Origin of the sequence: Microbacterium sp. DT81.1 (assembly GCF_049844955.1) — a bacterium.
Taxonomy (GTDB): domain Bacteria; phylum Actinomycetota; class Actinomycetes; order Actinomycetales; family Microbacteriaceae; genus Microbacterium.
Window position 1 is genome coordinate 258,235 of the sequence record NZ_JBNCMA010000003.1, and the last position, 22,755, is coordinate 280,989.

At 70.1% G+C, this 22,755-nt stretch carries 22 protein-coding genes and 1 tRNA gene; 16 read left to right on the forward strand and 7 right to left on the reverse strand.

All coding sequences use genetic code 11. The annotated features are described in order from the left end of the window. Positions 1-81 precede the first annotated feature (81 nt). A complete protein-coding gene (locus ACLQ2Q_RS09705; RefSeq protein ID WP_425820238.1) occupies positions 82-774 on the reverse strand; it encodes an NTP transferase domain-containing protein in 693 nt (230 codons plus the stop codon). 197 nt (positions 775-971) lie between these two features. Here ACLQ2Q_RS09705 and ACLQ2Q_RS09710 point away from each other — a divergent pair, with 197 nt between their 5' ends. From ACLQ2Q_RS09710 to ACLQ2Q_RS09720, 3 genes are read left to right on the forward strand one after another with little or no spacing between them, the layout of a single operon-like run. Next, the gene (locus tag ACLQ2Q_RS09710; RefSeq protein ID WP_425820239.1) at positions 972-2,510 is read left to right on the forward strand and encodes an ATP-binding cassette domain-containing protein; all 1,539 of its coding nucleotides are present in this window, start codon (positions 972-974) and stop codon (positions 2,508-2,510) included. Further along, on the forward strand, positions 2,486-4,051 hold the full coding sequence (locus ACLQ2Q_RS09715; protein ID WP_425820240.1) for a hypothetical protein: 1,566 nt from the start codon (positions 2,486-2,488) through the stop codon (positions 4,049-4,051). The genes ACLQ2Q_RS09710 and ACLQ2Q_RS09715 overlap by 25 nt, the downstream gene beginning before the upstream one ends. A 26-nt stretch (positions 4,052-4,077) precedes the next feature. Continuing rightward, positions 4,078-4,344 carry a DUF3039 domain-containing protein gene (locus tag ACLQ2Q_RS09720; RefSeq protein WP_325483155.1) on the forward strand — a complete coding sequence of 89 codons (267 nt, stop codon included), beginning with the start codon at positions 4,078-4,080 and terminating at the stop codon, positions 4,342-4,344. A gap of 89 nt (positions 4,345-4,433) precedes the next feature. Here ACLQ2Q_RS09720 and ACLQ2Q_RS09725 read toward each other — a convergent pair whose 3' ends face one another. After that, on the reverse strand, positions 4,434-5,759 hold the full coding sequence (locus ACLQ2Q_RS09725) for a nicotinate phosphoribosyltransferase (RefSeq protein ID WP_425820241.1): 1,326 nt from the start codon (positions 5,757-5,759) through the stop codon (positions 4,434-4,436). A gap of 83 nt (positions 5,760-5,842) precedes the next feature. Between ACLQ2Q_RS09725 and murI the strand changes: the two genes are divergently transcribed. From murI to ACLQ2Q_RS09745, 4 genes are all read left to right on the forward strand, one after another. Then, a complete protein-coding gene (gene murI, locus ACLQ2Q_RS09730) occupies positions 5,843-6,670 on the forward strand; it encodes a glutamate racemase (protein WP_425820242.1) in 828 nt (275 codons plus the stop codon). A gap of 18 nt (positions 6,671-6,688) precedes the next feature. Continuing rightward, complete coding sequence (rph, locus tag ACLQ2Q_RS09735) at positions 6,689-7,426, forward strand: ribonuclease PH (protein WP_425820243.1); 738 nt, start codon at positions 6,689-6,691, stop codon at positions 7,424-7,426. Next, positions 7,426-8,037 carry a non-canonical purine NTP pyrophosphatase gene (locus ACLQ2Q_RS09740; RefSeq protein WP_425820244.1) on the forward strand — a complete coding sequence of 204 codons (612 nt, stop codon included), beginning with the start codon at positions 7,426-7,428 and terminating at the stop codon, positions 8,035-8,037. Before rph ends, ACLQ2Q_RS09740 begins: the two co-directional genes overlap by 1 nt. Before the next feature lie 88 nt (positions 8,038-8,125). Continuing rightward, positions 8,126-9,049: a cation diffusion facilitator family transporter gene (locus ACLQ2Q_RS09745; protein ID WP_425820245.1), complete on the forward strand. Its 924-nt coding sequence runs from the start codon at positions 8,126-8,128 to the stop codon at positions 9,047-9,049. Between the two features lie 53 nt (positions 9,050-9,102). Here the strand turns inward: ACLQ2Q_RS09745 and ACLQ2Q_RS09750 are convergent, their stop codons facing one another. Together ACLQ2Q_RS09750 and ACLQ2Q_RS09755 are read right to left on the reverse strand one after the other, a co-directional pair. After that, the gene (locus ACLQ2Q_RS09750) at positions 9,103-11,835 is read right to left on the reverse strand and encodes an ATP-dependent DNA ligase (RefSeq protein ID WP_425820246.1); all 2,733 of its coding nucleotides are present in this window, start codon (positions 11,833-11,835) and stop codon (positions 9,103-9,105) included. 105 nt (positions 11,836-11,940) lie between these two features. Then, on the reverse strand, positions 11,941-13,212 hold the full coding sequence (locus tag ACLQ2Q_RS09755; protein WP_425820247.1) for an APC family permease: 1,272 nt from the start codon (positions 13,210-13,212) through the stop codon (positions 11,941-11,943). 76 nt (positions 13,213-13,288) lie between these two features. Between ACLQ2Q_RS09755 and ACLQ2Q_RS09760 the strand changes: the two genes are divergently transcribed. Then, positions 13,289-14,242 carry a Ku protein gene (locus tag ACLQ2Q_RS09760; RefSeq protein WP_425820248.1) on the forward strand — a complete coding sequence of 318 codons (954 nt, stop codon included), beginning with the start codon at positions 13,289-13,291 and terminating at the stop codon, positions 14,240-14,242. Here ACLQ2Q_RS09760 and ACLQ2Q_RS09765 read toward each other — a convergent pair. Both ACLQ2Q_RS09765 and ACLQ2Q_RS09770 read right to left on the reverse strand, forming a co-directional pair. After that, positions 14,239-15,036: a DedA family protein gene (locus ACLQ2Q_RS09765; RefSeq protein WP_425820576.1), complete on the reverse strand. Its 798-nt coding sequence runs from the start codon at positions 15,034-15,036 to the stop codon at positions 14,239-14,241. The genes ACLQ2Q_RS09760 and ACLQ2Q_RS09765 overlap by 4 nt on opposite strands. Positions 15,037-15,100: 64 nt before the next feature. Beyond that, positions 15,101-15,182: transfer RNA gene (locus tag ACLQ2Q_RS09770), tRNA-Leu, on the reverse strand. A 162-nt stretch (positions 15,183-15,344) separates the two neighbouring features. Between ACLQ2Q_RS09770 and ACLQ2Q_RS09775 the strand changes: the two genes are divergently transcribed. From ACLQ2Q_RS09775 to ACLQ2Q_RS09810, 8 genes are all read left to right on the forward strand, one after another. Further along, a complete protein-coding gene (locus ACLQ2Q_RS09775) occupies positions 15,345-16,481 on the forward strand; it encodes a CpaF family protein (RefSeq protein ID WP_425820249.1) in 1,137 nt (378 codons plus the stop codon). Then, the gene (locus ACLQ2Q_RS09780; RefSeq protein ID WP_425820250.1) at positions 16,478-17,335 is read left to right on the forward strand and encodes a type II secretion system F family protein; all 858 of its coding nucleotides are present in this window, start codon (positions 16,478-16,480) and stop codon (positions 17,333-17,335) included. The genes ACLQ2Q_RS09775 and ACLQ2Q_RS09780 overlap by 4 nt, the downstream gene beginning before the upstream one ends. Continuing rightward, entirely contained in the window at positions 17,332-18,285 is a 954-nt protein-coding gene (locus ACLQ2Q_RS09785; protein WP_425820251.1) for a type II secretion system F family protein, read from the forward strand. Before ACLQ2Q_RS09780 ends, ACLQ2Q_RS09785 begins: the two co-directional genes overlap by 4 nt. A 53-nt stretch (positions 18,286-18,338) precedes the next feature. Further along, the gene (locus ACLQ2Q_RS09790) at positions 18,339-18,530 is read left to right on the forward strand and encodes a hypothetical protein (protein WP_425820252.1); all 192 of its coding nucleotides are present in this window, start codon (positions 18,339-18,341) and stop codon (positions 18,528-18,530) included. A 2-nt stretch (positions 18,531-18,532) separates the two neighbouring features. Then, on the forward strand, positions 18,533-18,943 hold the full coding sequence (locus ACLQ2Q_RS09795; protein WP_425820253.1) for a TadE/TadG family type IV pilus assembly protein: 411 nt from the start codon (positions 18,533-18,535) through the stop codon (positions 18,941-18,943). Positions 18,944-19,013: 70 nt separating this feature from the next. After that, the gene (locus ACLQ2Q_RS09800) at positions 19,014-19,394 is read left to right on the forward strand and encodes a TadE family protein (protein WP_425820254.1); all 381 of its coding nucleotides are present in this window, start codon (positions 19,014-19,016) and stop codon (positions 19,392-19,394) included. Continuing rightward, positions 19,394-19,819, forward strand: coding sequence for a pilus assembly protein TadG-related protein (locus ACLQ2Q_RS09805; protein ID WP_425820255.1), 426 nt, complete (start codon positions 19,394-19,396; stop codon positions 19,817-19,819). The genes ACLQ2Q_RS09800 and ACLQ2Q_RS09805 overlap by 1 nt, the downstream gene beginning before the upstream one ends. Positions 19,820-20,004: 185 nt before the next feature. Beyond that, the gene (locus tag ACLQ2Q_RS09810) at positions 20,005-21,009 is read left to right on the forward strand and encodes an Ltp family lipoprotein (protein ID WP_425820256.1); all 1,005 of its coding nucleotides are present in this window, start codon (positions 20,005-20,007) and stop codon (positions 21,007-21,009) included. Positions 21,010-21,098: 89 nt separating this feature from the next. Here the strand turns inward: ACLQ2Q_RS09810 and ACLQ2Q_RS09815 are convergent, their stop codons facing one another. Further along, on the reverse strand, positions 21,099-22,724 hold the full coding sequence (locus ACLQ2Q_RS09815; protein WP_425820257.1) for a RecQ family ATP-dependent DNA helicase: 1,626 nt from the start codon (positions 22,722-22,724) through the stop codon (positions 21,099-21,101). Positions 22,725-22,755 lie beyond the last annotated feature (31 nt).

Consider the following 22,755-nt stretch of genomic DNA (forward strand, 5'->3'; position numbering starts at 1 on the left):
ATCCTAGGCGTCGACGCCGAGGCCCCGCTGGGGCTTGACAGAGAATAGCTGTGCGCTGTGCCATCCGGTGATGGCGCAGCCTCAGACGAAGAGGTTGGCGCGCTCCAGGTCCTCGGCGAAGTCGACCTCGACGGCATACAGGTCCGAGATGTCGAGCGGCTGGATGCGCAGGCCGTCCTCGGCGATGGCGAGCTCCAGTCCGCGCTCGAAGTAGTCCTGGTCATCCACTCGCGACAGCTGGCGGATGAACGCCTTCTTGTCTGCGCGAGAGATGTAGTTGATGCCGACGGCCTCGCCGATCCCGCCCTTGACGGTCTTCGACAGCTGGTCGATGTGCCCGTCGGCCGTGACGGTGTACTTGACCTCTTCGTCGCTGACCTTGGCGGTGTTGACCGACACGAAGGACTGGTCGCGCTCGATGAGCGAGATGGCGCGGCCGAGCACGCGCGGGTCGAAGACGACGTCGCCGTTCATCCACAGAACGCCGCTGCGGCCCGTCGCCTGCAGGGCGCGCAGCAGGCTCTTGGACGTGTTCGTCTGGTCGTAGCGGTCGTTGTAGACGTAGTCGGCCTGGGGGAAGGCCTCGACGATGGTCTCGGCGCGATAGCCGACGACGGTGGTGATCCTGGCGTCGTCTCCGAACGCGGCGCGGATGTTGTCGTGCTGCTGACGCATGATGCTGCGTCCGTCACTCAGCTCGGTCAGCGGCTTCGGCAGAGCACGGCCCAAGCGCGAGCCCATGCCCGCAGCGAGGATGACTGTCTGAAGTGTCAAGATGAGCTCCCGGAGTGCGCGTGTATTTCATTATCGATTCATCGATGCGACACTCCCTTGTGCCTGCCCCATGGTAGCGAAGAGGCCTGGGAAGTGGCACAATACGCGACCGCCGTTGTCGTTTCGTGACACTTCGCATCGGCTACGAGTTCGGGAACGCACCGGTTTCACAGAGGGTTGGTTGATACGTTGGGTCGGTGACTGCACCCATGCCGGCACGATCAGAGCCATTCGAGGACGACCCGGACGCCCGGGTCGTCTCCGGCGGCGAGGGCGGGCTCGCGGATGCCCTCTCGACACCCGTCCCGCGCAAGACGGCGAATACCCGCCCCGCCAAGAAGCCGCGTCCGCTCCGCGTCGCCGGGGAATCGGCGGAACCGCGGCCTACGCCTGCCGCCGCGGATCAGTCCTCCGGACCGCCGCCGGTCCCGGCGGAAATCATCGTGACGCCTGGGCGACCGGCGATCGTGGTGCCGCCGAGGCCGCCCCTTCCCGTGCCGGTGGCCCCGGCACTGAAGATTCCGGCCGAAGTGCCGGCCCTTGTCGTGGCCGGACCCGAAAGCCCCGTCGAACCCGAAGTCGTGGCGGAGCCCGAACTCGTGGCGGAGCCGGAACTCGTGGCGGAGCCCGAACTCATGGCGGAGCCCGAACTCATGGCGGAACCGGAACTCGTGGCGGAACCGGAAGTCGTGGCGGAGCCGGAAGTCATGGCCGAAGCCGAATTCGTGACCGAACCCGAAGTCGTGACCGAACCCGAAGTCGTGACCGAACCCGAAGCAGTCGCCGAGTCCGGAGTTCGCGTCGAACCGGAGCTCGAGGTCGACGCCGTTCCCGCGACGATCACGCAGTCGGGGCACGAGGACCTCTCGATCGTCGTCGAGCCTCTCGAACGCGTCGAGCCCGTCGACCACGAGGCGGCCGAGGCACTGGCCGTCGCACTTACGGCACAGGGCGATGCGCCGCAGCCCAGCGGGGAGGCCCCGGCTCTGTCTGTGCGCGGCCTCACCAAGCGCTTCGGCGACACGGTCGCCGTGGACGGGATCGACCTCACGGTGCCGGCGGGCACGTTCTACGGGGTGGTCGGTCCCAACGGCGCCGGCAAGACCACCACGCTGTCGATGGTCGCCGGTCTGCTGCGCCCCGACCGCGGCCACATCGAGGTGTGCGGCCTCGATGCCGCGAAGGACCCCGTGGCCGCCAAGCGGCTGATGGGCGTGCTGCCCGATCGATTCCGCACGTTCGACCGGCTGACCGGGCGCCAGCTGCTGTACTACTACGGCATCCTGCGCGGGCTTCGCCCCGCCGTCGTCGAGTCGCGCACGGCGGACCTTGCCCGCGCCTTCGACCTCACCGATGCCCTCGGCCGGGTCGTCTCCGACTACTCGGCCGGCATGACGAAGAAGGTCATGCTCGCGGGTGCGATGATCCACTCGCCGCGCCTGCTCGTGCTCGATGAGCCGTTCGAGTCGGTCGATCCGGTGTCTTCGGCGATCATCCTCGACATCCTCGGCACCTACGTCGCGCATGGCGGCACCGTCATCCTCTCCAGCCACGGCATGGAGCTCGTCGAGCGCGTCTGCTCGCGCGTCGCGGTGATCGTTGCAGGACAGGCACTCGCGGAGGGGACCCTCGCCGATGTGCGGGGAGAGCTCACGCTCGAGCAGCGCTTCATCGAGCTCGCCGGCGGCCTCAGCGACGTGGAGGGCCTCGAGTGGCTGCACACGTTCTCGGACTGAGGGCGGTGATGCTGCTGGGCGCCCTGCGGGGCGACCGCACGCACGTCGCTCGGGTGGTCCTGGGGCTGCTCCTCCTTGCCGGAGCCACGGCCGCCGGATGCTGGGCGCTCCTCACGCTGACGGATGCGCCGACCGATGTGGCGCAGACGGTGATCCTGTTCGGCGGCTCCGCGCTGACGCTCGGGTTCGCGCTCGCCCCGCTGATCGCCGGCGCGAGCGATCCTCTCGATCCTCGGCGCTTCGCCGTCTTCGGGCTGCGCGAACGCTCTCTCGCCGGCATCCTGCTGCTCGCCGGCTTCGTCAGCGTGCCGATCGTCGCAGTGCTCGCGCTCGCGGTGTGCACGGTGATCGTCTGGGAGGCGCACGGCGTGCCGGTCGTGTTCGGGGCGCTGTCGGCGCTCCTCGGGGTGCTCACCTGCGTGCTGCTGGCCCGGGTGTGCATGGCGATCACGGCCCTTGCGCTGCGCGAGCGCCGCTCTCGTGAACTGTCGGGACTGTTGGCACTCGCCATCATCGTGGTGCTGGTGCCCACCGTCGTGTTCCTCGCCTCCCTGGAATGGAACGGACAGGTGCCGACACAGCTGGAGTCAGCGGCCTCCTTGCTGGCCGTCACGCCGTTCGGCGCGGCGTGGGCGATTCCCGGCGTGATGGCACAGGGAGGCGTCGTCTGGACGCCCGTGCTCATCGCGCTCGCCACGGTGCTCGTGCTGGCGGCCGTCTGGTACTGGCTGGTCGCGCGCCTGCTCACCACGACGGAGGGGCCGGTCTCCGTCCGGGAGCGCGGCGGGCTCGGCTGGTTCGCCGTGGCGCCGGGCACGCCGACGGGTGCGGTGGCGGCGCGGAGCCTGCTGTACTGGCTGCGCGACGCGCGCTACCTCGTGAACGTGCTGGTCGTCCCGGTGGCGGCCGGCCTGGTCATGGTGCCGCTGCTGATCGCGGGAGTGCCGTTGCCCATCGTGGCGCTGGTGCCCGTGCCGATCATGGCGCTGTTCTTCGGCTGGATGCCGCACAACGACGTTGCCTACGACAACACCGCCATCTGGATGCACATCGCGAGCGGCATCCACGGGGCCGCCGACCGCGTCGGCCGGCTCATCCCGATCCTGCTGATCGGCATCCCGCTCCTGGCTCTCTCGATTCCGTTCGCCATCACGATCTACGACCGATGGGCGCTGCTGCCCGCGATGATCGGCGTGTGCGCGACCCTGTTCCTCTCGGGACTCGGACTCTCGAGCATCGCCTCGGTGGTCGCGCCGTACGCCGTCTCCCGGCCGGGAGACAGCCCCTTCCAGCAGCCCCAGCGATCGAGCGCCGGGGGAGCGATCTCCCAAGCGGTGGTTCTGCTCGGCGCGATCGTGGTGAGCGTCCCCACCCTCTGGTGGGCGTGGCTCGCGCTGACCCGCGACATCTCATACGCCATGCCGACCCTGTGGGCCGGGATCGGCACGGGTCTGGCGGTGCTCGTCTGCGGCATCGCGATCGGGTCGCTGCTGTTCCGCCGGCGCGGTGCGCGCCTCATGGAGTTCGCCGAGGCCGCATAGCCCGTGCGAGGCTAGACTGGCTGACCATGAGCACCCCCCTCGAGAGCCCAGACCAGGGCGGACTTGCGACCCTCGACCGCGAGCTCGAAGAGCTCATCCGCGAGGAGAACATCGAGCCGGGCGACCACGAGCGCTTCTCGCATTACGTCAAGAAGGACAAGATCCTCGAGTCCGCGATCACCGGCAAGCCGGTGCGGGCGCTGTGCGGCAAGAAGTGGACGCCCGGACGGGATCCCGAGAAGTTCCCGGTCTGCCCGACCTGCAAAGAGATCTACGAGTCGCTGAACAAGTGACGCAGCGCCGCGTCCGCTCCCGACAGGTCTGATTCGGGACGCGTCCGATTCGGGACGCGTCCGATTCGGGACGTCCGGTTCGTGCTGGATCAGGATGCGTCGACGAACACCGTCGGAAGCGCCGGGTCGGAGCGGCTGAGGGCGAGGCCGCGCACCGGCAGCTCTTCCCGCGCGCGTCCGTGATGCTCGCGGGCGCTCAGCACGCCGGCCGGACCCTCGAAGGACGCGTCGATGTCGCCGGCGACCGCGAGCGGCACCTGCAGCAGCCGGGCATCCGGATGCTCGTCCTGCGTGTCGACGGCCTCGAACCCGTCCGACACGGCGATGAGTTCGCTGGTGGCCGTGCCGTTCTCCAGCGTGCGGAACGCCGCCTTGCGCCCGCCCTTCGAGCCCTTGTCGGTCGACGCCTTCGCGACGGCGACCCACGATTCATCCGCCGCCTGCCGGGCGACCAGCTTGTAGACCATGCCCGCCGTCGGTGTGCCCGAGCCCGTGACGACCGAGGTGCCGACGCCGTATGAGTCGACGGGGGATGCCGCGAGCGCGGCGATCGCGAACTCGTCGAGGTCGCTGGTGACGGTGACCTTGGTCGCGGTGGCACCGAGCTCGTCGAGCTGCGCACGCACCTCGGCGGCCACGATGGGCAGATCGCCGGAGTCGATCCGCACGCCGCCGAGCCCCGTGCCGGCGACGCGGACCGCGGTGGCGACGCCCTCGCGGATGTCATAGGTGTCCACGAGCAGCGTGGTCTCGGCGCCGTGCGACTCGACCTGGGAGCGGAAGGCATCCTCCTCGGTGTCGTGCAGCAGCGTCCAGGCGTGGGCGGCGGTCCCCATGGTCGGGATCCCCCAGCGGCGGCCCGCCTCGAGGTTGCTCGTTGCGCCGAAACCCACGATGAAGGCGGCGCGGGCCGCCGCCACCGCCGACTGCTCGCCGGCACGGCGCGAGCCCATCTCGGCGAGGGGCCGGTCGCCCGCGGCGATGCTCATACGTGCGGCGGCCGTGGCCACGGCGGAGTCATGGTTGAGGACGCTGAGGGCCAGGGTCTCGAGCACGACCGCCTCGGCGAACGTGCCCTCGATCGTCAGGATCGGCGAGCCGGGAAAGTACAGCTCGCCCTCGCGATAGCCGGTGATCGAGCCGGTGAAGCGGTAGTTCTCCAGCCACGTCAGCGTCTCGGCATCCACCACCCTCTCGTCTCGAAGGAAGCGCAGCTCGTCCTCGCCGAAGCGGAAGTCGCGGATGAGGCTCAGCAGTCGCCCGGTGCCGGCGACCACGCCGAAGCGGCGACCGGCCGAGAGCCGCCGGGAGAAGAGCTCGAAGACGCAGCGCCGGTGCGCGGTGCCGTCGCGGAGGGCGGCATCCAGCATCGTGAACTCGTAGCGGTCGGTGTGCAGGGCCGTCGACGCCGTCATGGCCACAGCCTACTGAGGCCCGCCGCCCCGAGACGAAGGGCCCCGAACGACCGGAGATGAAGGGCGGCGTAGGCTGGGGAACCATGAACGACGCGCCGATCGGCATCTTCGACTCCGGGGTCGGCGGTCTCACCGTGGCGAGGGCGGTCACCGATCAGCTCCCGCGGGAGTCGATCATCTACGTCGGTGACACCGCGCACTCGCCGTACGGCCCCAAGCCGATTGCCGATGTGCGGCGCTATTCGCTCGATGTTCTCGATGCGCTCGTCGACCAGGGTGTGAAGATGCTCGTCATCGCATGCAACACCGCGTCGTCCGCGATGCTGCGGGATGCGCGCGAGCGCTATGACGTTCCGGTGGTCGAGGTGATCGGGCCGGCGGTTCGCACCGCCATGTCGACCAGCCGCAACGGCCGCATCGGCGTCATCGGCACGGAGGGCACGATCGGGTCCGGCGCCTACCAGGACATGCTCGAGGTGAACGAGCGGCTGCGCGTGTTCGCGCGCGCGTGCCCTCGCTTCGTCGAGTTCGTGGAGGCGGGCCAGACCAACACCCCCGAGGTGCTCGCCGTCGCCGAGGGCTATCTCGCGCCGCTCCGCCACGCGGGGATCGACACGCTCGTCCTGGGGTGCACGCACTACCCGTTCCTGAAGGGTGCCATCAGCTACGTCATGGGACCGGATGTCTCCCTCGTCTCGAGCGATACGGAGACCGCGAACGACGTGTACCGGCAGCTCGTAAGCCGGGACCTCCTCGCCGGCGCGAACGCCGCATCCACGCACATCTACGAAGCCACCGGCGACTCCGCCGACGACTTCGTCGCCCTCGCCAACCGTCTGATGGGCCGCGAGGTGCACGACGTGCAGCTCGTGCGCACGGGCGCCATCGACCTGCCGCTCGCGGCATCCTGAACAGGAGCACACAGCAGAATGACCGACATCGTCCGCGCCGATGGGCGCGCCACCGAGGATCTGCGCCCCATCACGATCGAGCGCGGGTGGAGTGCGCACGCGGAGGGCTCGGCGCTGATCAGCTTCGGCGGCACGAAGGTGCTCTGCACCGCATCCTTCACCAACGGCGTGCCGCGATGGCTGGTCGGCAAGGGCAAGGGGTGGGTGACCGCCGAGTACGCGATGCTGCCCCGCGCGACGAACAGCCGCAACGACCGCGAGAGCGTCAAGGGCAAGATCGGCGGCCGCACGCACGAGATCTCGCGCCTGATCGGCCGCGCGCTGCGGGCCGTGGTCGACACCAAGGCGCTCGGCGAGAACACCATCGTGATCGACTGCGACGTTCTGCAGGCCGACGGCGGGACCCGCACGGCCGCCATCACGGGCGCCTATGTGGCCCTCGCCGATGCGATCGAGTGGGGTCGCGCCAAGAAGTTCATCGGCCAGAAGGCGACCCCCCTGATCGACTCGGTCGCGGCCGTCTCGGTCGGCATCATCGACGGCGAGCCGATGCTCGACCTCGCATATGTCGAGGACGTGCGGGCCGAGACCGACATGAACATCGTCGTCACCGGCCGCGGACTCTTCGTCGAGGTGCAGGGCACGGCCGAGGGCGCCCCCTTCGACAAGCGAGAGCTCGACGCGCTGCTCGAGCTCGGCATCGCCGGATGCGCCGACCTCCGCGACCTGCAGGCTGCGGCCCTCGCGGCGGACTGATGGGCCGGGTCGTCCTCGCGACGCACAACGCGCACAAGGTCGTGGAATTCCAGGCGATCGTCGCCCGGGCGCGACCCGACCTCGAAGTGATCGGCTACGACGGTCCGGAGCCGGTCGAAGACGGTGTGACGTTCGCCGGGAACGCCCTGATCAAGGCGCGGGCGGCCGCCGCATACACGGGGCTGCCCGCGCTGGCGGACGACTCCGGCATCGCGGTCGACGTGCTCGGCGGGTCGCCTGGGGTGTTCTCGGCCTACTGGGCCGGGCACGCGAAGGATGCCGCGGCCAACGTCGCGCTGCTGCTCGACCAGCTCGCGGACGTCCCCGACCCGCACCGCGACGCGTCGTTCGTCTCGACGATCGCGCTCGTGGTGCCGGAGATCGAGGGGCACGCCGGCGCCGAGCACGTGGTCGAGGGGCGCTGGCCCGGCCGCCTGGCGACGCGGCCTTCAGGGAGCGGGGGCTTCGGCTACGACCCGATCTTCATCCCCGACGACCAGCCCGCCGCAGCCGAGCGCACCGTGGGGGAGTGGTCGGCGGCGGAGAAGAACGCGGCATCCCACCGCGCCCGCGCCTTCGAGGCCCTCATCCCGCTGCTCGAGTCCCTCTGACCCGACCGAGGTGAGAGTGAGAACCGGACTCATTCCCGACTAGGCGGTTCGGGCTTCGCTGGGCGCCCCGCGGTCGTAGCCTGGGCGCATGCACGATCACGCCCCCGGCGGCGAAGGGATCCGCGGCGCGAGCAACCGGCGCCTGCTGGCGATCTCGCTCGCGATCACGAGCCTCGTCATGGTCGTGCAGGTGGTGGGCGCGATCCTCAGCGGCTCGCTCGCCCTCTTGGCGGATGCCGCGCACATGCTGACGGACGTCGCCGCGCTCATCATCGCCCTGATCGCCAGCGCGGTCGCCGCCCGGCCCGCCAACGAGCGGAGCACCTTCGGCTACCGCCGGGCGGAGGTGTTCGGCGCCCTGGCCAACGGCGTCATCCTGATCGTCCTGTCGATCGGCGTCGCGTGGGAGGCCGTGCGGCGCCTGATCGAGCCGGGGGAGACCGAGGTGGCCGGCGGGCTCATGCTCGTCGTGGCGACCGTCGGCCTCGTGGCGAACGGCGTCGCCATGTGGCTGCTCGGCAGGGCGCAGCGCACGAGCATCAACGCCCGCGGCGCCTACCTGGAGGTGCTCGGCGACCTGATCGGCTCGGCGGCGGTGATCGTCGCGGCGATCCTCATTCTGACGACCGGGTGGATGCCGGCCGATGCCCTCGCCTCCCTGTTCATCGCGGCGATGATCGTGCCCCGCGCGATCGGACTGCTGCGCGAAGTGGCCTCGGTGCTCTCGGAGGCCGCGCCCAAGGGCATGCAGGTCGCCGACATCCGCGACCATCTCCTGGGCGCAGCCGGGGTGCGGGACGTGCACGACGTGCACGTGTGGCAGCTCACCCGCGGCGCGCCGGTGTTCTCGGCACACGTCGTGGTCGACGAGGCCGTTCTGATCGGCGACCGGGCCGGCCGCCTTCTCGTCGAGCTGCAGGGATGCCTCGCCGACCACTTCGACGTCGAGCACTCGACCATCCAGCTGGAGCCGGCCGGACACTCCGACCGTGACGAGGCGCTGCACGCGTAGCGTCCGTGCCCGAGGGCTGTGTCCTACCGCCCGCTTCTGTCCGGAGCGCCGTTTCAGGACTCCCGGACCACCTCGTCGGCGCTCTTGTCGGGTCGAAGCCCCCGCCAGCGCGCCTGCCGCAGGATGCCGCCCGGCGTCCACTCCGCGAACTCCACCTCGCCGACCACCTCCGGCCGGACCCACAGGGCGTCCCGGGTGTCCGCCGCGGGCACGCCGACGAAGGGGTTCTTCTTGGACCCGAGAGGTCCGAGCGCGGTTTCGAGCTGCTTCAGCACGGCGTCGCTGAAACCGGAGCCGACCCTCCCCGCATACTGCAGTCCGTCCTCGCCCGGCACACCGATGAGCAGGGAGCCGATCGTGCCGGCACGGTTGCCCTTGCCCGGCCGGATGCCGCCGATCACCACTTCCTGAGTCTGGGTCAGCTTGACCTTCAGCCAGTCTTCGGAGCGCGTCGCCCGCCGGTACGACGACCTGGGGTTCTTCACCACGATGCCCTCCAGCCCGAATTCGCGGCTGGCGGCGAGCGTCGCCTCGACGTCGTCGAACACCGGCGGGGTCGCGATGCTCGGGCCTGCCTCCGCGGCGATCCGTTCGAGCAGCTCGCGGCGCTCGGCGAGCGGCAGCGCGGTGACGTCCTCTCCGTCGAGCTCGAGGATGTCGAACAGGTAGTACCGCACCGGCGTGCGCGCCGACTCGCGCTCGATCTCGCGCGCCTTGGTCAGGTTCATGCGCAGCTGCAGCATCGAGAAGCTCGGGCGCCCACGCTCGTCGAGCGCGACCAATTCTCCGTCGACGACCGCGGATGTCGCGGCGAAGCGCACTGCGCCGGGCGACGTCAGCTCCGGATACCGCGCGGTGATGTCGCTGCCGCGTCGGGCGAAGAGGCGCAGGCGCCCGTCCGCCCAGTCGCCGAGCGAGCGGATGCCGTCCCATTTGAACTCGACCCACGCACCCGCGTCGTGCGAACTCCACCGTCGCCCGGCACCGGCGGCCAGAGTCGGCGATGCGTGCGTTGCGAGCATCGGAGCGAGCCGGTCCGACGTCCCGGCGTCGGGCGCAGGGCGGCGTTCGGGCGTGGCGGCGAAAGTGGCGCGCGGCCGGCGCGTAACGGCTTCAGTGTGAGGCGGCGCGGCGGTGGCAGCATCGAGGCGTTCGTGTGGGGCAACCCCGTCCTGGAGCTCGTGGCCGCTTTCGCGGGCCACCCGCGTGGACGCGGCGTCGGGTCGGGCCGGTGCGACTGCGTCGGCACCGCCCGCAGCCCGCGCACCACCGCCCGCTCCCGGCACCTCATCCGCCTGCTCGGAGGGCACGACAGGCTCCCCGTCCGCCTGTGGCCGACCCTCGGCATCCGTCTTCATCCGGTGCATCAGCCAGGTGGACTTCTCGCCCTTCCCGTCCGTGCGGATGAGCGCCAGGCGCACGCGCCCGAGCGGCCCTCCGGGTCTGCCTTCCACGGTGAGGATCACCTCGTCGTCCCGCCACTTCTCGAGCTCGTAGCGGCCGTCGTCCCAGATCGTGACCGTCCCGCCGCCGTACTCGCCCTTGGGGATCGTGCCCTCGAAGGTCCCGTACTCGAGGGGATGGTCCTCGGTCATCACCGCGAGGTTGTTACGCGCGGTGCTGGAGGGCACGCCCTTCGGAACGGCCCAGCTCACGAACACGCCGTCGTGCTCGAGGCGGAAGTCCCAGTGCAGGCGGGACGCGTGGTGCTCCTGGATGACGAACCTTGGCCGCTCGCCGGGATCGGCTGTCGCACCCAGCGCGTTGCTCGGCACCGGCTCCGGAGTGCGGCCCGCGGTGCGCTTTGCGATGTAGGTGCGCAGCGGACCGTCATCCGATTCGCGGCCACCGGCGTGGAAGCCGAGCGCCGCCATCGGATCGCCGAGGGTCTCTGCCCTCTCGAGCACCTGCAGGAAGTCGAGGTGCTGCAGTTGGGGATCATCCAGCTCGTCCCATGTCCGCGGAGCGGCGACCATGGGATGCGGCCGCCCGCGCAGCGAATACGGCGCGATGGTCGTCTTGTTCTTGTTGTTCTGGCTCCAGTCGATGAACACGCGCCCCGGGCGCTCGACCTTGGCCATGTTGCTCACGACGAGATCGGCGTGGTCGGCCTCGATGGCCCGCGCCAGCTCTTTGGCGAACATGGTGATCTGGTCGCTCGTCTGCTCGCCGGGGAGGGCCGCGTACAGGTGGATGCCCTTGCTCCCGCTGGTCAGCGGGTACGGGTCGAGGCCCATCCCGGTGAGGATCTCCCGTGCCCAGCGGGCGACTTCGGCGCACTCGAGCAGTCCCACACCCGGCCCAGGGTCAAGGTCCAGCACGATGCGGTCCGGGTTGCCGCGTCCGCCTTCGGGGGTGAACCGCCACTGCGGCACGTGCAGTTCGAGGCTTGCGACCTGCGCCAGATAGACGAGCGTCGGCACGTGCTCGACGAGGGGATAGTCCTTTGCGCCGCTGGAGTGCTCGATCGGCCGGCGGGGGATCCACGAAGGCGCTCCCGGTTCCAGATGCTTCGCGAAGAATGCCGGCTCGGGATGCTCCGCCGTGCCCACCCCTTCGACCCAGCGCTTTCGCGTCACCGGTCGGCCGCTGGCGTGCGGGATCAGCAGGGGAGCGATGCGGGTGTAGTAGTCGAGCACCTCGCCTTTGGTCGTGCCCGTCTCCGGGTAGAGCACCTTGTCGAGGTTCGTGAGGCGCAGCCGCCGGCCGGCGATGCTGACGAGCTGCTCGCCGGCACCGTACGCGGCCACCGGGCCGGATCCGGATCGGGCGTCGGGAGGCGACATGCCCCCATCCTGCCCCGTTCCCCGGACCGGCGGGGGATCGCGGCGTCGACCCGCGCGGAGAACGAGTTCGCCGTGCAGATCGAGGTCCGCGCGTAGGGCCTGCGGTCAGCGACGGGCCTGGGCCCAGAGCCGGATCGCCCGGTATCCGATGCCGACCAGCACGACAAGGGCGCCGACGATCACCCCGAGGGTGGGAAGCGTCACCACCAGTGCGACGCAGCCGGCGGCGCCCAGTGCCTGCAGCGCCCGTGGGTAGAGCCGCGCGCGTGCCGCCTGACGCCATGCCGCAACGTTCGCGATGAAGTAGTAGATCAGCACGCCGAAGGAGGAGAACGCGATCGCTCCGCGCAGATCGACCAGCAGCACCGCGGCGATCACGAGAAGCGCCACGGCGACCTCCGCCCGGTGCGGCACCCTCCAGCGCGGGTGCACGGCCGCGAAGTAGCGGGGCAGGTCGTCCTCCCGGGCCATCGCCAGGCTCGTGCGGCCGATGCCGGCGATGAGCGCGAGCAGCGCTCCGAGCGACGCGGCGGCGGCCCCGACCCGCACCAGCGGCTCGGCCCAGGGCCACCCCGGGGAGGCCGCCGTGTCGGCGAGCGGCGCGAGCGAGACGGCGGTCCCGGCTGGTCCGAGCGTCGCGAGCACCGTCAGCGCGATGACCCCGTAGACCCCCACGGCGATGCCGAGCGACAGCACGATCGCCCTCGGGATGGTGCGCCGGGGATCGCGCACCTCCTCGCCGAGGGTCGCGATGCGGGCGTAGCCCGCGAAGGCGAAGAACAGGAGGCCGGCCGACTGCAGGATGCCGTACGCGCCCGCGTCGACGGCATCCGTGCGAAGTAGCTGCACGCCCCTCCAAACGTCCGGTATGCCCTCCGCGTCGATCCCTGCGGCCACGACCACGGCGAGCGTCATCAGCACGAACACCACGATGATCCGCGTCAGCAGCGCGGTCCGGGTGATGCCGAAGTAGTTCACGGCCGCGAGTGCGGCCACGGCCACGACCGCCACCGGCCGCTCCCACCCGGGCGGCGCGGCGTATGCCGCGAAGGTCAGGGCCATCGCGGCGCAGCTCGCCAGCTTTCCGATCACGAAGCACCAGCCGGCGACGAATCCCCACCACGGGCCGAGCTCGGCCCGGCCGTAGGCATACGTTCCGCCCGACGTGGGGTGCGCCGCCGCGAGCTGCGCGGACGCCGTTGCGTTGCAGAACGCCACGATCGCCGCCAGAGCCAACCCGATCAGCAGCGCGGTGCCCGCCGCGGCGGCCGCAGGGGCGAACGCCGCGAACACGCCCGCGCCGATCATCGATCCCAGCCCGAGAAAGACCGCATCCGCCAGCCCGAGGCGTCGGAGGAGGGCGGGCTGGGAGTGCACGCGCAGACTCTACAGACATCGGACGACCGGATATGGTGACTAGCCCTGTGGCGTGCGGCGGGTGTCTACTTGAGGGATGAGATCGATCTGGAAGGGCGCCCTGACCTTCGGACTCGTCAACGTGCCCGTCAAGGTATATTCGGCGACCGAAGATCACGATGTCTCGCTGCATCAGGTGCACAACAAGGACGGCGGCCGCATCCGGTATCAGCGCGTCTGCGAGATCGACGGCGAAGTGGTGCCGTATTCCGATATCGACAAGGCCTACGACGACGGCCAGCGCACGGTCGTGCTGACCAAAGAGGACCTCGATTCGCTCCCCTCGGAGCGCAGCCGGGAGATCGATGTCGTCGAGTTCGTGCCCAGCGAGCAGGTCGATCCGATCATGTTCGACAAGGCCTACTACCTCGAACCCGACTCCGCGTCACCGAAGGCATACGTCCTGCTGCGCAAGACGCTCGAGCAGACCGACCGCACTGCGATCGTGCGGTTCTCGCTTCGCCAGAAGACCCGGCTCGCCGCTCTGCGGGTGCGCGGTGACGTGCTCATGCTGCAGACGCTGCTCTGGGCGGACGAGGTGCGCGAGGCCGCGTTCCCGTCCCTCGAGGAATCGGTGCGCATCTCGTCGAAGGAGCTGGAGCTCTCGTCATCCCTCGTCGACAGCTTCTCGAGCGAGTTCACCCCCGATGAATTCGTCGACGAGTACCAGGCAGAGCTGCGCACCCTGATCGAGGCGAAGATCGAGCAGGGCGACGCGCTCGACACCGAGGCGACCTTCGGCGACCGTGAGGAGGAGGACACCGGTGGTGAGGTCATCGACCTGATGGAGGCCCTGCGCGCGAGCGTCGAGCGTTCGCGCGCGGCGCGCGGTTCTTCATCCGAGAAGAAGGATGACGACGCCGACAAGCCGGCCGCCAAGAGTGCGCCGAAGGCCGCGGCGAAGAAGCCGGCCGCGAAGAAGCCGGCGGCCGCCAAGAAGGACGACGCGGCGAAGCCCGCCGCCAAGAAGAAGACGGCGAAGGCGTCCTAGAGCGGCGGGCGTGTGTCGCCGGCGCGACCGTCGCCCGGGGCGTCGCCGTGGTGCCCCACCTCGGGGCCACGATCGAAGACCTCGGGGTCGAGCACGAGCTCCTGTGCCTCGACGGCATCCGTCACCACGTCCTCGCCCGCCGCGGCCGCCTTCTTGGCCTTGCGACGCTCGCTGAAATAGTGCCACAGCGTGATCAGCGCGGTGCCGCCGACGGCCACCAGCAGGATGATGTCGATGTACTCGGTGACGATGTCGGCGATCCAGGGCACGAACCCGATGACGTAGCCGAGCATCACCAGGCCGAAGCCCCACAGCAGCGCGCCGATGAGGTTGTAGAGGGTGTACCGCCGCCAGGGCATGTGACCCACGCCGGCCGCGACGGGAGCGAAGGTGCGCACGATCGGGACGAACCGGGCGAGGATGATCGTCAGCCCGCCGAAGCGCTCGAAGAACGCGTTCGTGCGCTCGACGTTCTTGACGCTGAAGACGCCGGATTCCTTGCGTTCGAAGACGGCGGGGCCACCCTTGTGGCCGATGTAGTAGCCGACCTCACCGCCGATGAAGGCCGAGAGGGCGATCAGGAGCGCCACGATCCAGATGTTGACGCCGAAGATGTTGCTCGTGTTGGTCAGCAGGCCGGAGATGACGAGCAGGGTGTCGCCGGGGAGTAGGAACCCGACGAGCAGCCCCGTCTCGGCGAAGACGATGAAGCAGACCACGAGCAGAGCCCAGGGGCCGGCCGCAGCGATGATCGTCTCCGGGTCGAGCCAGGGGATGAGGGCGATATTGTGCACGGTGTCGTTCCCGTCGGTCTTGTGCGGCGGTCGGCAGTTCAGCGGATGGCGCGCCATCGAGCCGTGCGGAAGGTGGGACTTGAACCCACACGCCCGAAGGCACAGGAACCTAAATCCTGCGTGTCTGCCAATTCCACCACTCCCGCGGGTGTCCCAGTCTACCGATCGGCCTGTGCGTCACCTGCGGGGGTCAGCCCCCGAAGCCGACCCGGGGCTTGCACCCCTGACCCGCCGCGCTCGGGCGGATCCGCCGGGCGCCTGTGGATAACTTTCCGCCGCTGGCCCGCGGATTTGTGAGGATCGTCGACGTGAGTCCCGCCGCCGCATCCGTCGCCGAACGCGTGCGCGACCGACTGCGGGCAGAACAGGCGGATCCGGGACGGCGCCCCGAACTGGCGGCGCAGATCGCTCGCGCCGAGGTGCAGCGTCACAACGACTACGCCCTCGCCCGTGGGCTGGCGCCGGTGGATGACGAGGCTCGTTGCGTGCGCGAGGTGCTCGCGGCGGTCTCGGGGTACGGTCCACTGCAGGCGTACCTCGACGATCCGAGCGTCGAGGAACTCTGGATCAACGCCCCTGACCGCATCTTCGTCGCACGCGGCGGGGTGCCCGAGCGCACGCCCCTCTCGTTGACGGATGGCGCGATCCGCGATCTGGTCGAGCGGATGCTGCACGCCTCCGGTCGCCGGGTCGACCTGAGTCAGCCCTTCGTCGACGCCTCCATGCCCGACGGGAGCCGCCTGCACGTCGTCATCCCCGACATCACCCGGGTGCATTGGTCCGTCAACATCCGCAAGTTCCTGCCCGGCTACCGCTCGCTCGAGAAGCTGGTGGATGCCGGGTCCCTCGCCCCGGAAGCGGCGACAATCCTCCATCAGGCGGTGGTCGCAGGGCGCAGCATCCTCGTATCGGGGGCGACGCACGCCGGCAAGACCACCCTTCTCGGCGCTCTGATCGCCGCCTGCCCGCCGCACCAGCGGATCGTCACGGTCGAGGAGACGTTCGAGCTCGCGGTCGACGCTCCCGACATCGTGTCGCTGCAGGGCCGGCAGCCTAGCCTCGAGGGAACGGGCGAGGTCACGCTCCGTCGGTTGGTCAAGGAGGCCCTGCGCATGCGCCCCGACCGGCTCGTCGTCGGCGAGGTGCGCGATGCCGAGGCCCTCGACCTGCTGCTCGCGCTCAACACCGGCGTCCCCGGCGCGGCGACGATCCACGCGAACTCCGGCCGCGAGGCACTCGCCAAGCTCGCGGCCCTGCCGCTGCTGGCCGGGCGCAACATCGACAAGGGCTTCGTGCTGCCGGCGGTCGCGACATCGGTCCATCTCGTCGCGCACTGCGCGATGGACGGGCGCGGACGACGCAGAGTCATCGAGCTGGTCGCACCGACGGGACGAATCGTCGACGATGCCATCCAGGCGCGCACGCTCTACGAGGTGCAGAGGTGACGATCGTGTGGGGTGCGGTGCTGGCCGCGGGTCTGCTGCTGGCGCTCTCGCCGTGGCTGTGGCCGGCACGGCCGGATGCCGAGCCTACGACGCTCGATGGTCCGCTGACCGCGCTTCTCGAGGCCGCCGGCCTCGCGCACGTTCCCTCTCGCATAGTCCTGGTCGGGGCGGCTTTCGCCGGTGCGCTGGCGACCTCGATCGCCTGGCTCGTCACCGGCGTCCCGGCACTCGCCGGAGTGGCGGCGGTCGCCGGGTGCGCGGCCCCCATCGCGTGGCTGCGGGCGCGGGTGCTGAAGCTCCGCAAGGTCCGCCGCGGCCTCTGGCCCGACATCTGCGATCTGCTGATCGCCTCCGTCCGGGCCGGGATGTCGCTGCCGGACGCAGTCGCGAGCCTGTCGTCATCCGCGCCCGCATCCTTGCGGCCGGCGTTCGTGTCGTTCGAGGCCGATCTCGCGGCTTCCGGTCACTTCGACTCGAGCGCCGAGCGCCTGAAGACCCAGCTCGCCGACCCGACGGCTGACCGCATCCTCGAGACCCTGCGGATGGCCCGGCAGGTCGGCGGCACCGAGCTCACTCCGGTGCTGAGGGCGCTCGCCGCGTCCGTTCGAGCCGATGCGGCGCTTCGTGCCGAGGTGGAGGCGCGGCAGTCATGGATCCGCGGAGCCGCCGTGCTCGGGGTCATCGCACCGTGGGTCATCCTCGCGATGCTGGCGCTGCGGCCTGAGGGAGCGAAGGCCTATGGCAGCCCCGAGGGCGTCGTGCTCATCCTGGCGGGTGCGGCGGTCTCGTTCGTCGCCTTCCGCATCATGATCCGGATCGGGCGGCTGCCCGAGCCTCGGCGGTGGTTCGGATGACTTCGGCGGGCTGGGGGACGGATGCCGCGCTGGCGCTCGTGCTGGGCGCGGCGTTCGGCGTCGGTGTCTGGAGTCTGCTGGCGCTCGCGCCACGCTGGGGTGCTCCCTCGCTGGCGCGCCGGATCGCTCCGTACGTGCGCGACGTAACCGATCCCCGCGGCGCGACGCCGTGGGGATCGAGCAGCGATCCGGCCGGCATCCTCGTCGGCGGAGCCTCCGCGGTGTGGGGGAGTGCCCGCGACCGATTCGGATCGGCGCTCGGCGGGTCCGAGACCATCGCCCGACGACTCACCCAGGCGGGATGGACGATCGACGTCCCGGCCTTCCGCGGACGTCAGCTCGCATGGGCGCTGGTCGGCATCGCGCTGGGCGGACTCCTGCTCGTCGGCCTGGCGCTCGCCGGCACGCTCACGGCGACCGGCGTTCTCGTTCCGCCGGTCTTCGCCGTCGGGGGCTTCGTGCTCTGCGATGCGCGCCTCACCCAGGCATCCCGTGCCCGTGTCGCCCGCATCGAGGACGAGCTGCCGACCGTGCTCGAGTTCCTGGCGCTCTGCCTCGCGGCCGGCGAGAGCCTGCTCGACAGCCTGCGCCGCATCGGCTCCGTCGGGGCGGGAGAGCTGACCCTCGAGATGCGGACCGCGGTGCTCGCCGTCAGCACGGGGTCATCGCTGTCCGACTCGCTGGGTGCCCTCGCACACCGGCTGCAGGTACCCGCGCTGACGCGGGCGATCGATCACCTCGTCGCCGCGATCGACCGCGGCGCGCCGCTGGCGCTCGTGCTGCAGGCCCAGGCCACCGATGCACGCGAGGAGGCCAAGCGCGGCCTCATCGAGCGCGCCGGGCGGAAAGAGATCTACATGCTCATCCCGCTCGTCTTCCTCATCCTTCCTCTGAGCGTGCTGTTCGCGGTGTTCCCCGGCGTCTTCATGCTTCGGCTGGGTGTCGGATGACGGTTCCACATCAACATGCAGGTGACCGCTCGCGGTCGGGAAAGGACAACACCATGCTTCGGCGCACCATCGCGCGCACGCGCACCTTCTGGGGAGACGTCTACGACGATGAGCGGGGCGACGTCCCCGGGTGGGTGCTCATCACGCTCATGACCGCGGGTCTGGTCGTCGTGATCTGGGCGCTCGCCGGTCCCGCCCTGGCCGGCGTCTTCGAGCAGGCGATCGCGCGCGTGTCGGGCTTCTAGGCGTGCGGCGCCTGTGGGAGGCGCTCGCGAGGGAGACCCACGACGAGCGCGGTTCGAGTCCCGTCGAGTTCGTGCTCGTGGGGACTCTCCTGACCGTGCTGACGCTCGCCGTGCTGCAGCTGGGCCTCGCGATCTACGTGCGCAACGTCGTTCACGACGCGGCGGTCGAGGGAGCGCACCACGCCGCCCTCGCGGACACCTCGCTCGCCGAAGGCAGCGCGCGCACGCGGGAGATCGTGGCGAGGACCGTCGGCTTGGAGTACGCGGGAGACGTCTCGGTGCGGCAGAGCCACTCGTTGAAACACGAGAGCGTCGAGGTCACCGTCGTCACGACCCTGCCCCTCGTCGGTCTGCTCGGGGCTCCCCGCTCGCTGGAGGTGACGGCTCATGCGCCGGTGGAATCGCTGGAGTAGCCGACTGCGGAACGCCGCATCTGGCGAGGTAGGGTCCGCGGCGCTCGAGTTCATCACTGTAGGGGTGCTCATGCTCGTCCCACTGGTCTACCTGGTGGTCGCGCTCGGCCAGATCCAGGGTCAGGCGCTCGGCGCGGAGGCCGGGGCGCGTCACGTCGCGCGGGCGATCGCCTCGGCACCGGATGCCGCGGCGGCGACGGCCCGGACGGATGCCGTGCTGCGCTCCGTCGTCGGCGAGTATGGCATCGATCCCGATGAGGTGAGGCTGTCGCTTTCCTGCCGGCCCGCGGGATCGGTATGCCCGGAGGCGGGCTCGACGGTCGTGGTCACGGTCTCGACCCGCGTCGCGCTGCCGCTGATTCCTTCGGTGCTCGGGCTCGAATCGCTCGCGAGCGTTCCGGTGGAGGCATCCGCCGCCCAGAAGGTGTCGCGGTTCTGGGGTTCCGAGTGATGCTGCGCCCGCCCGTGTCGGACCCGGATGAGGAGGGCAGCATCCTGCTCCTCACGCTCGGCTATGCGATGCTCGCCATCGTCGCGATCCTGGTGTGCGTGAACGCGACGAGCCTGTACCTCGCGCAGAAGCGGCTCGACTCGCTGGCGGATGCCGCGGCGCTAGCCGGCGCCGACGGGTTCAGCATCGGCATGTCGGGCGGGGAGCCGCATGCCGAACTGCGAGACGACGCGGTGTTCACGCAGGCGAGCGAGATCGTCGATGCCGTCGGCGACGGCGCGATCCTCGTCTCGGCCGGCACACCCGACGGGCTCTCCGCCCGCGTCTCGGTCGCGACCGTGTGGCAGGCCCCGATCGTCTCGCTGTTCGTGCCGGAGGGTGTGCGGCTCGCTTCGACAGCGACGAGCCGCACCGCTCTGCGCTGAACCACTGGTGGTGCCCTAGGCGTCCGCGCTACCATCGGGCCTACGTCGTTTTCATTGTTCGAAAACCGAGTCCCCACATGCTTGCTCGCGCGCGCCTCGTCCTCCTCGCAGGGGCATCCATCGTTGTGTCCGGCTTGTTCGGTGCGTCGTCAGTGATGGCGACCGCGAATGAGCGAGCGACTGACTTGTCGAGTTCGAGCACCGCGCTCGCGGTGTCTTCGGGGATCGCGCCCACCGGGGCGGTCGCCGGCGTGTCCACAGGGATGGCGGCTTCCAGCGCCTCGACGCCCGTTTATCGGTTCTACAGCCCCACCTTTCAGGGACACTTCTACACCGCGGACCCCGTCGAGCGGGACACGATCATCAGGCAGTGGTCAAGCGACTGGACCTACGAGGGTGAGCGCTACAGCGCGTTCACGACGCAGGTCGCCGGCACGGTGCCGCTGTACCGGTTCTGGAGCGACCAGCTGCGCGGACACTTCTACACGGCCGACCAGGGGGAACGCGACCACGTCATGCGAACGTGGGCGGCCACCTGGTCGTATGAGGGCGTCGCCTACTACGTCTACCCGGCCGGCTCCGGTGCGCCGAACACGGTTGCGGTGAGCCGATTCTGGGGTCCGGGGGTTCAGCACCACTTCTACACGGCGGACGCGACAGAGCGCGACACGGTGATCTCTAGGTGGCCGAACGTCTGGAGCTTCGAGGGCGAGCGGTTCCGTGTGCCCTTACCCGGCAATCCGGTCGAGCCGTCGGTCCTCACGCAGACCCAGCAGAACGCGGTCGCTCTCGCCAAGGAGTATCTGAAGTACCTGAGCTTCTCGCGCCTCGGGCTCATCGAACAGCTCGGGTACGAGGGGTTCAGCACCGCTGACGCCACGGTCGGCGTCGACCACGCTGGGGCCGACTGGAGATCCGAGGCCGTCGAGGGTGCCTCCCTCTACCTCGACGAGTGGAGCTTCTCGCGCTCGGGGCTGATCGAGCAGCTGGAGTTCGAGAGCTTCAGCACCGCTGACGCCACGTACGGCGTGGACCACGCCGGCGCCGACTGGAACGCGGAGGCGGCGGAGGGCGCCGCTTGGTACATGCAATCCTCGAACTACACCCGTGATGCGCTGCGCGCCGCACTGGTCCGCGACGGCTTCACTCCGTCACAGGTCGAATTCGGACTGGACTCGGTCGGCTACTGACCGATCGAGTGTGGAGCCTGACGATCTCCTGGGCTAGAGGCCGCTGACCATCCCGCTCGACCGAACCACGCGCGAGGGTCGAGCCCCCGTCAGCCCGCGAGCGTCAGCAGCCCGTGCTCCTGCACGAGGTCCAGCGCCAGCACCTTGTAGCCCTGCTCGCCGAAGAAGACGGTGAGTCGGTCGTCCTCGACATCCACCACGCTCCCGCGGCCCCACTCGATGTGCTCCACGGCAGCGCCGGCGGGGAATGGAACGGAGAACTCGTCCACGACGATCTCGTCCGCCGTTCCGGCGCGGCACGTGTCGCAGTGCCCGCAGGGCTCCGGCAGGTTCTCGCCGAAGTAGCCCAGCAGTACCCGCCGACGACAGTCGCGCGTCTCGGCGTAGCGGCGCATCACCTCGACGCGCGACTCCTCGATGCGCTGCCGGCGCTCGGCCGCCTCCTCCGCGGCGACCACGGCATCGTCCGCATCGAGCGGGCCCATCGTCTCCGCGCCATCGCGCGTCAGACGCACCGACCCGCCCTCGACGAGCTGATTGACCAGCGCGGTGACGCTCCGCGTCGACACGCCGAGCTGTGCGGCGAGATCCTTGCCGCGCAGCGGCCCTCGTGCCGCGGCCAAGACGGTGTAGGCCCCGCGCAGCCGGACGGCATCCGTCCCCCTCGCAGCGAAGTATTTCCGCAGACCGAGGTCTTCCGAGCGGTAGAACAGCACCGCCGACGCCGCCTCGCCATCGCGGCCGGATCGACCGATCTCCTGGTAGTAGGCGTCGAGCGACTCGGGGACGGACGCGTGCACCACGAACCGCACGTCCGGTTTGTCGATCCCCATCCCGAACGCGTTGGTGGCGACGACAACGTCGGATGCCCCGTCGAGGAACGCCTCGTGCACGCGAGCTCGCTCACGGGCCGAGAGCCCCGCGTGGTAGACGTCGGCGCGCATGCCGCGGGCCGAAAGCTCCGTGCCGTACTCCTCGGCCTCGCGTCGGGTCGCCGCGTACAGCAGACCGGGGCGTGGCAGGCTCGGCACCAGCTCGAGGACGGCATCCCGCTTCTCGCTCTCCGAGGTGGATCGCCGCACGTCGAGGTCGATGTTGGGACGGTCCACGCCGTGGACGACGACCAGCGGATCCTTCAGGGCCAGCCGCTCGATGATCTCCACCCGCACCGGTTCCGCCCCGGTCGCGGTCAGCGCCACGGTGGTGGGGTTGCCGAGCGCGTCGCGGACTTCGCCGAGGCGCAGGTAGTCGGGACGGAAGTCGTGGCCCCAGCTGGCGACGCAGTGCGCCTCGTCGACCACGAAGAGGGTGATCCGCAGCGTCGCCAAGCGACGGAGGACGTCATCCTTGGCCAGCTGCTCGGGGGCGAGGAAGACGAACTCCGTCGCTCCGCTCTCCAGCGACTCCCAGGCCTCCTCGGTCGCGCGCTCGCCGAGGGTCGAGTTGATCGCGACGGCCCGCGGGGCGTTCGGATGCTCGCTGAGCTGATTGAGCTGGTCGGCCTGGAGGGCGATGAGCGGCGAGACGACGATCGTGATGCCGTCCCGCAGGATGCCGGCGAGCTGGTAGATCGCGGACTTGCCGCCTCCGGTAGGCAGCACCGTGAGCACGTCGCGGTCCTCGAGCAGGGCGGAGATCGACTCTTCCTGTCCACCCCGCAGGCTCGGCCACCCGAAGACTTCCTGCGCTGTCCGAGGGATGGGCGAGTGCGGCACGTGAAGGCTCCTTCCCGCCCGGGGGAGGGCG

Excerpts from the sequence above, each read along its gene's own strand:
- ACLQ2Q_RS09790 (WP_425820252.1), top strand. The coding sequence starts at position 18,339 with ATGCTTCGGCGCACCATCGCGCGCACGCGCACCTTCTGGGGAGACGTC.
- ACLQ2Q_RS09745 (WP_425820245.1), top strand. The coding sequence starts at position 8,126 with ATGCACGATCACGCCCCCGGCGGCGAAGGGATCCGCGGCGCGAGCAAC.
- ACLQ2Q_RS09725 (WP_425820241.1), bottom strand. The coding sequence starts at position 5,759 with ATGACGGCGTCGACGGCCCTGCACACCGACCGCTACGAGTTCACGATG.
- ACLQ2Q_RS09740 (WP_425820244.1), top strand. The coding sequence starts at position 7,426 with ATGGGCCGGGTCGTCCTCGCGACGCACAACGCGCACAAGGTCGTGGAA.
- ACLQ2Q_RS09800 (WP_425820254.1), top strand. The coding sequence starts at position 19,014 with ATGCTCGTCCCACTGGTCTACCTGGTGGTCGCGCTCGGCCAGATCCAG.
- ACLQ2Q_RS09760 (WP_425820248.1), top strand. The coding sequence starts at position 13,289 with ATGAGATCGATCTGGAAGGGCGCCCTGACCTTCGGACTCGTCAACGTG.
- ACLQ2Q_RS09750 (WP_425820246.1), bottom strand. The coding sequence starts at position 11,835 with ATGTCGCCTCCCGACGCCCGATCCGGATCCGGCCCGGTGGCCGCGTAC.
- rph (WP_425820243.1), top strand. The coding sequence starts at position 6,689 with ATGACCGACATCGTCCGCGCCGATGGGCGCGCCACCGAGGATCTGCGC.
- ACLQ2Q_RS09785 (WP_425820251.1), top strand. The coding sequence starts at position 17,332 with ATGACTTCGGCGGGCTGGGGGACGGATGCCGCGCTGGCGCTCGTGCTG.
- ACLQ2Q_RS09720 (WP_325483155.1), top strand. The coding sequence starts at position 4,078 with ATGAGCACCCCCCTCGAGAGCCCAGACCAGGGCGGACTTGCGACCCTC.
- ACLQ2Q_RS09805 (WP_425820255.1), top strand. The coding sequence starts at position 19,394 with ATGCTGCGCCCGCCCGTGTCGGACCCGGATGAGGAGGGCAGCATCCTG.
- murI (WP_425820242.1), top strand. The coding sequence starts at position 5,843 with ATGAACGACGCGCCGATCGGCATCTTCGACTCCGGGGTCGGCGGTCTC.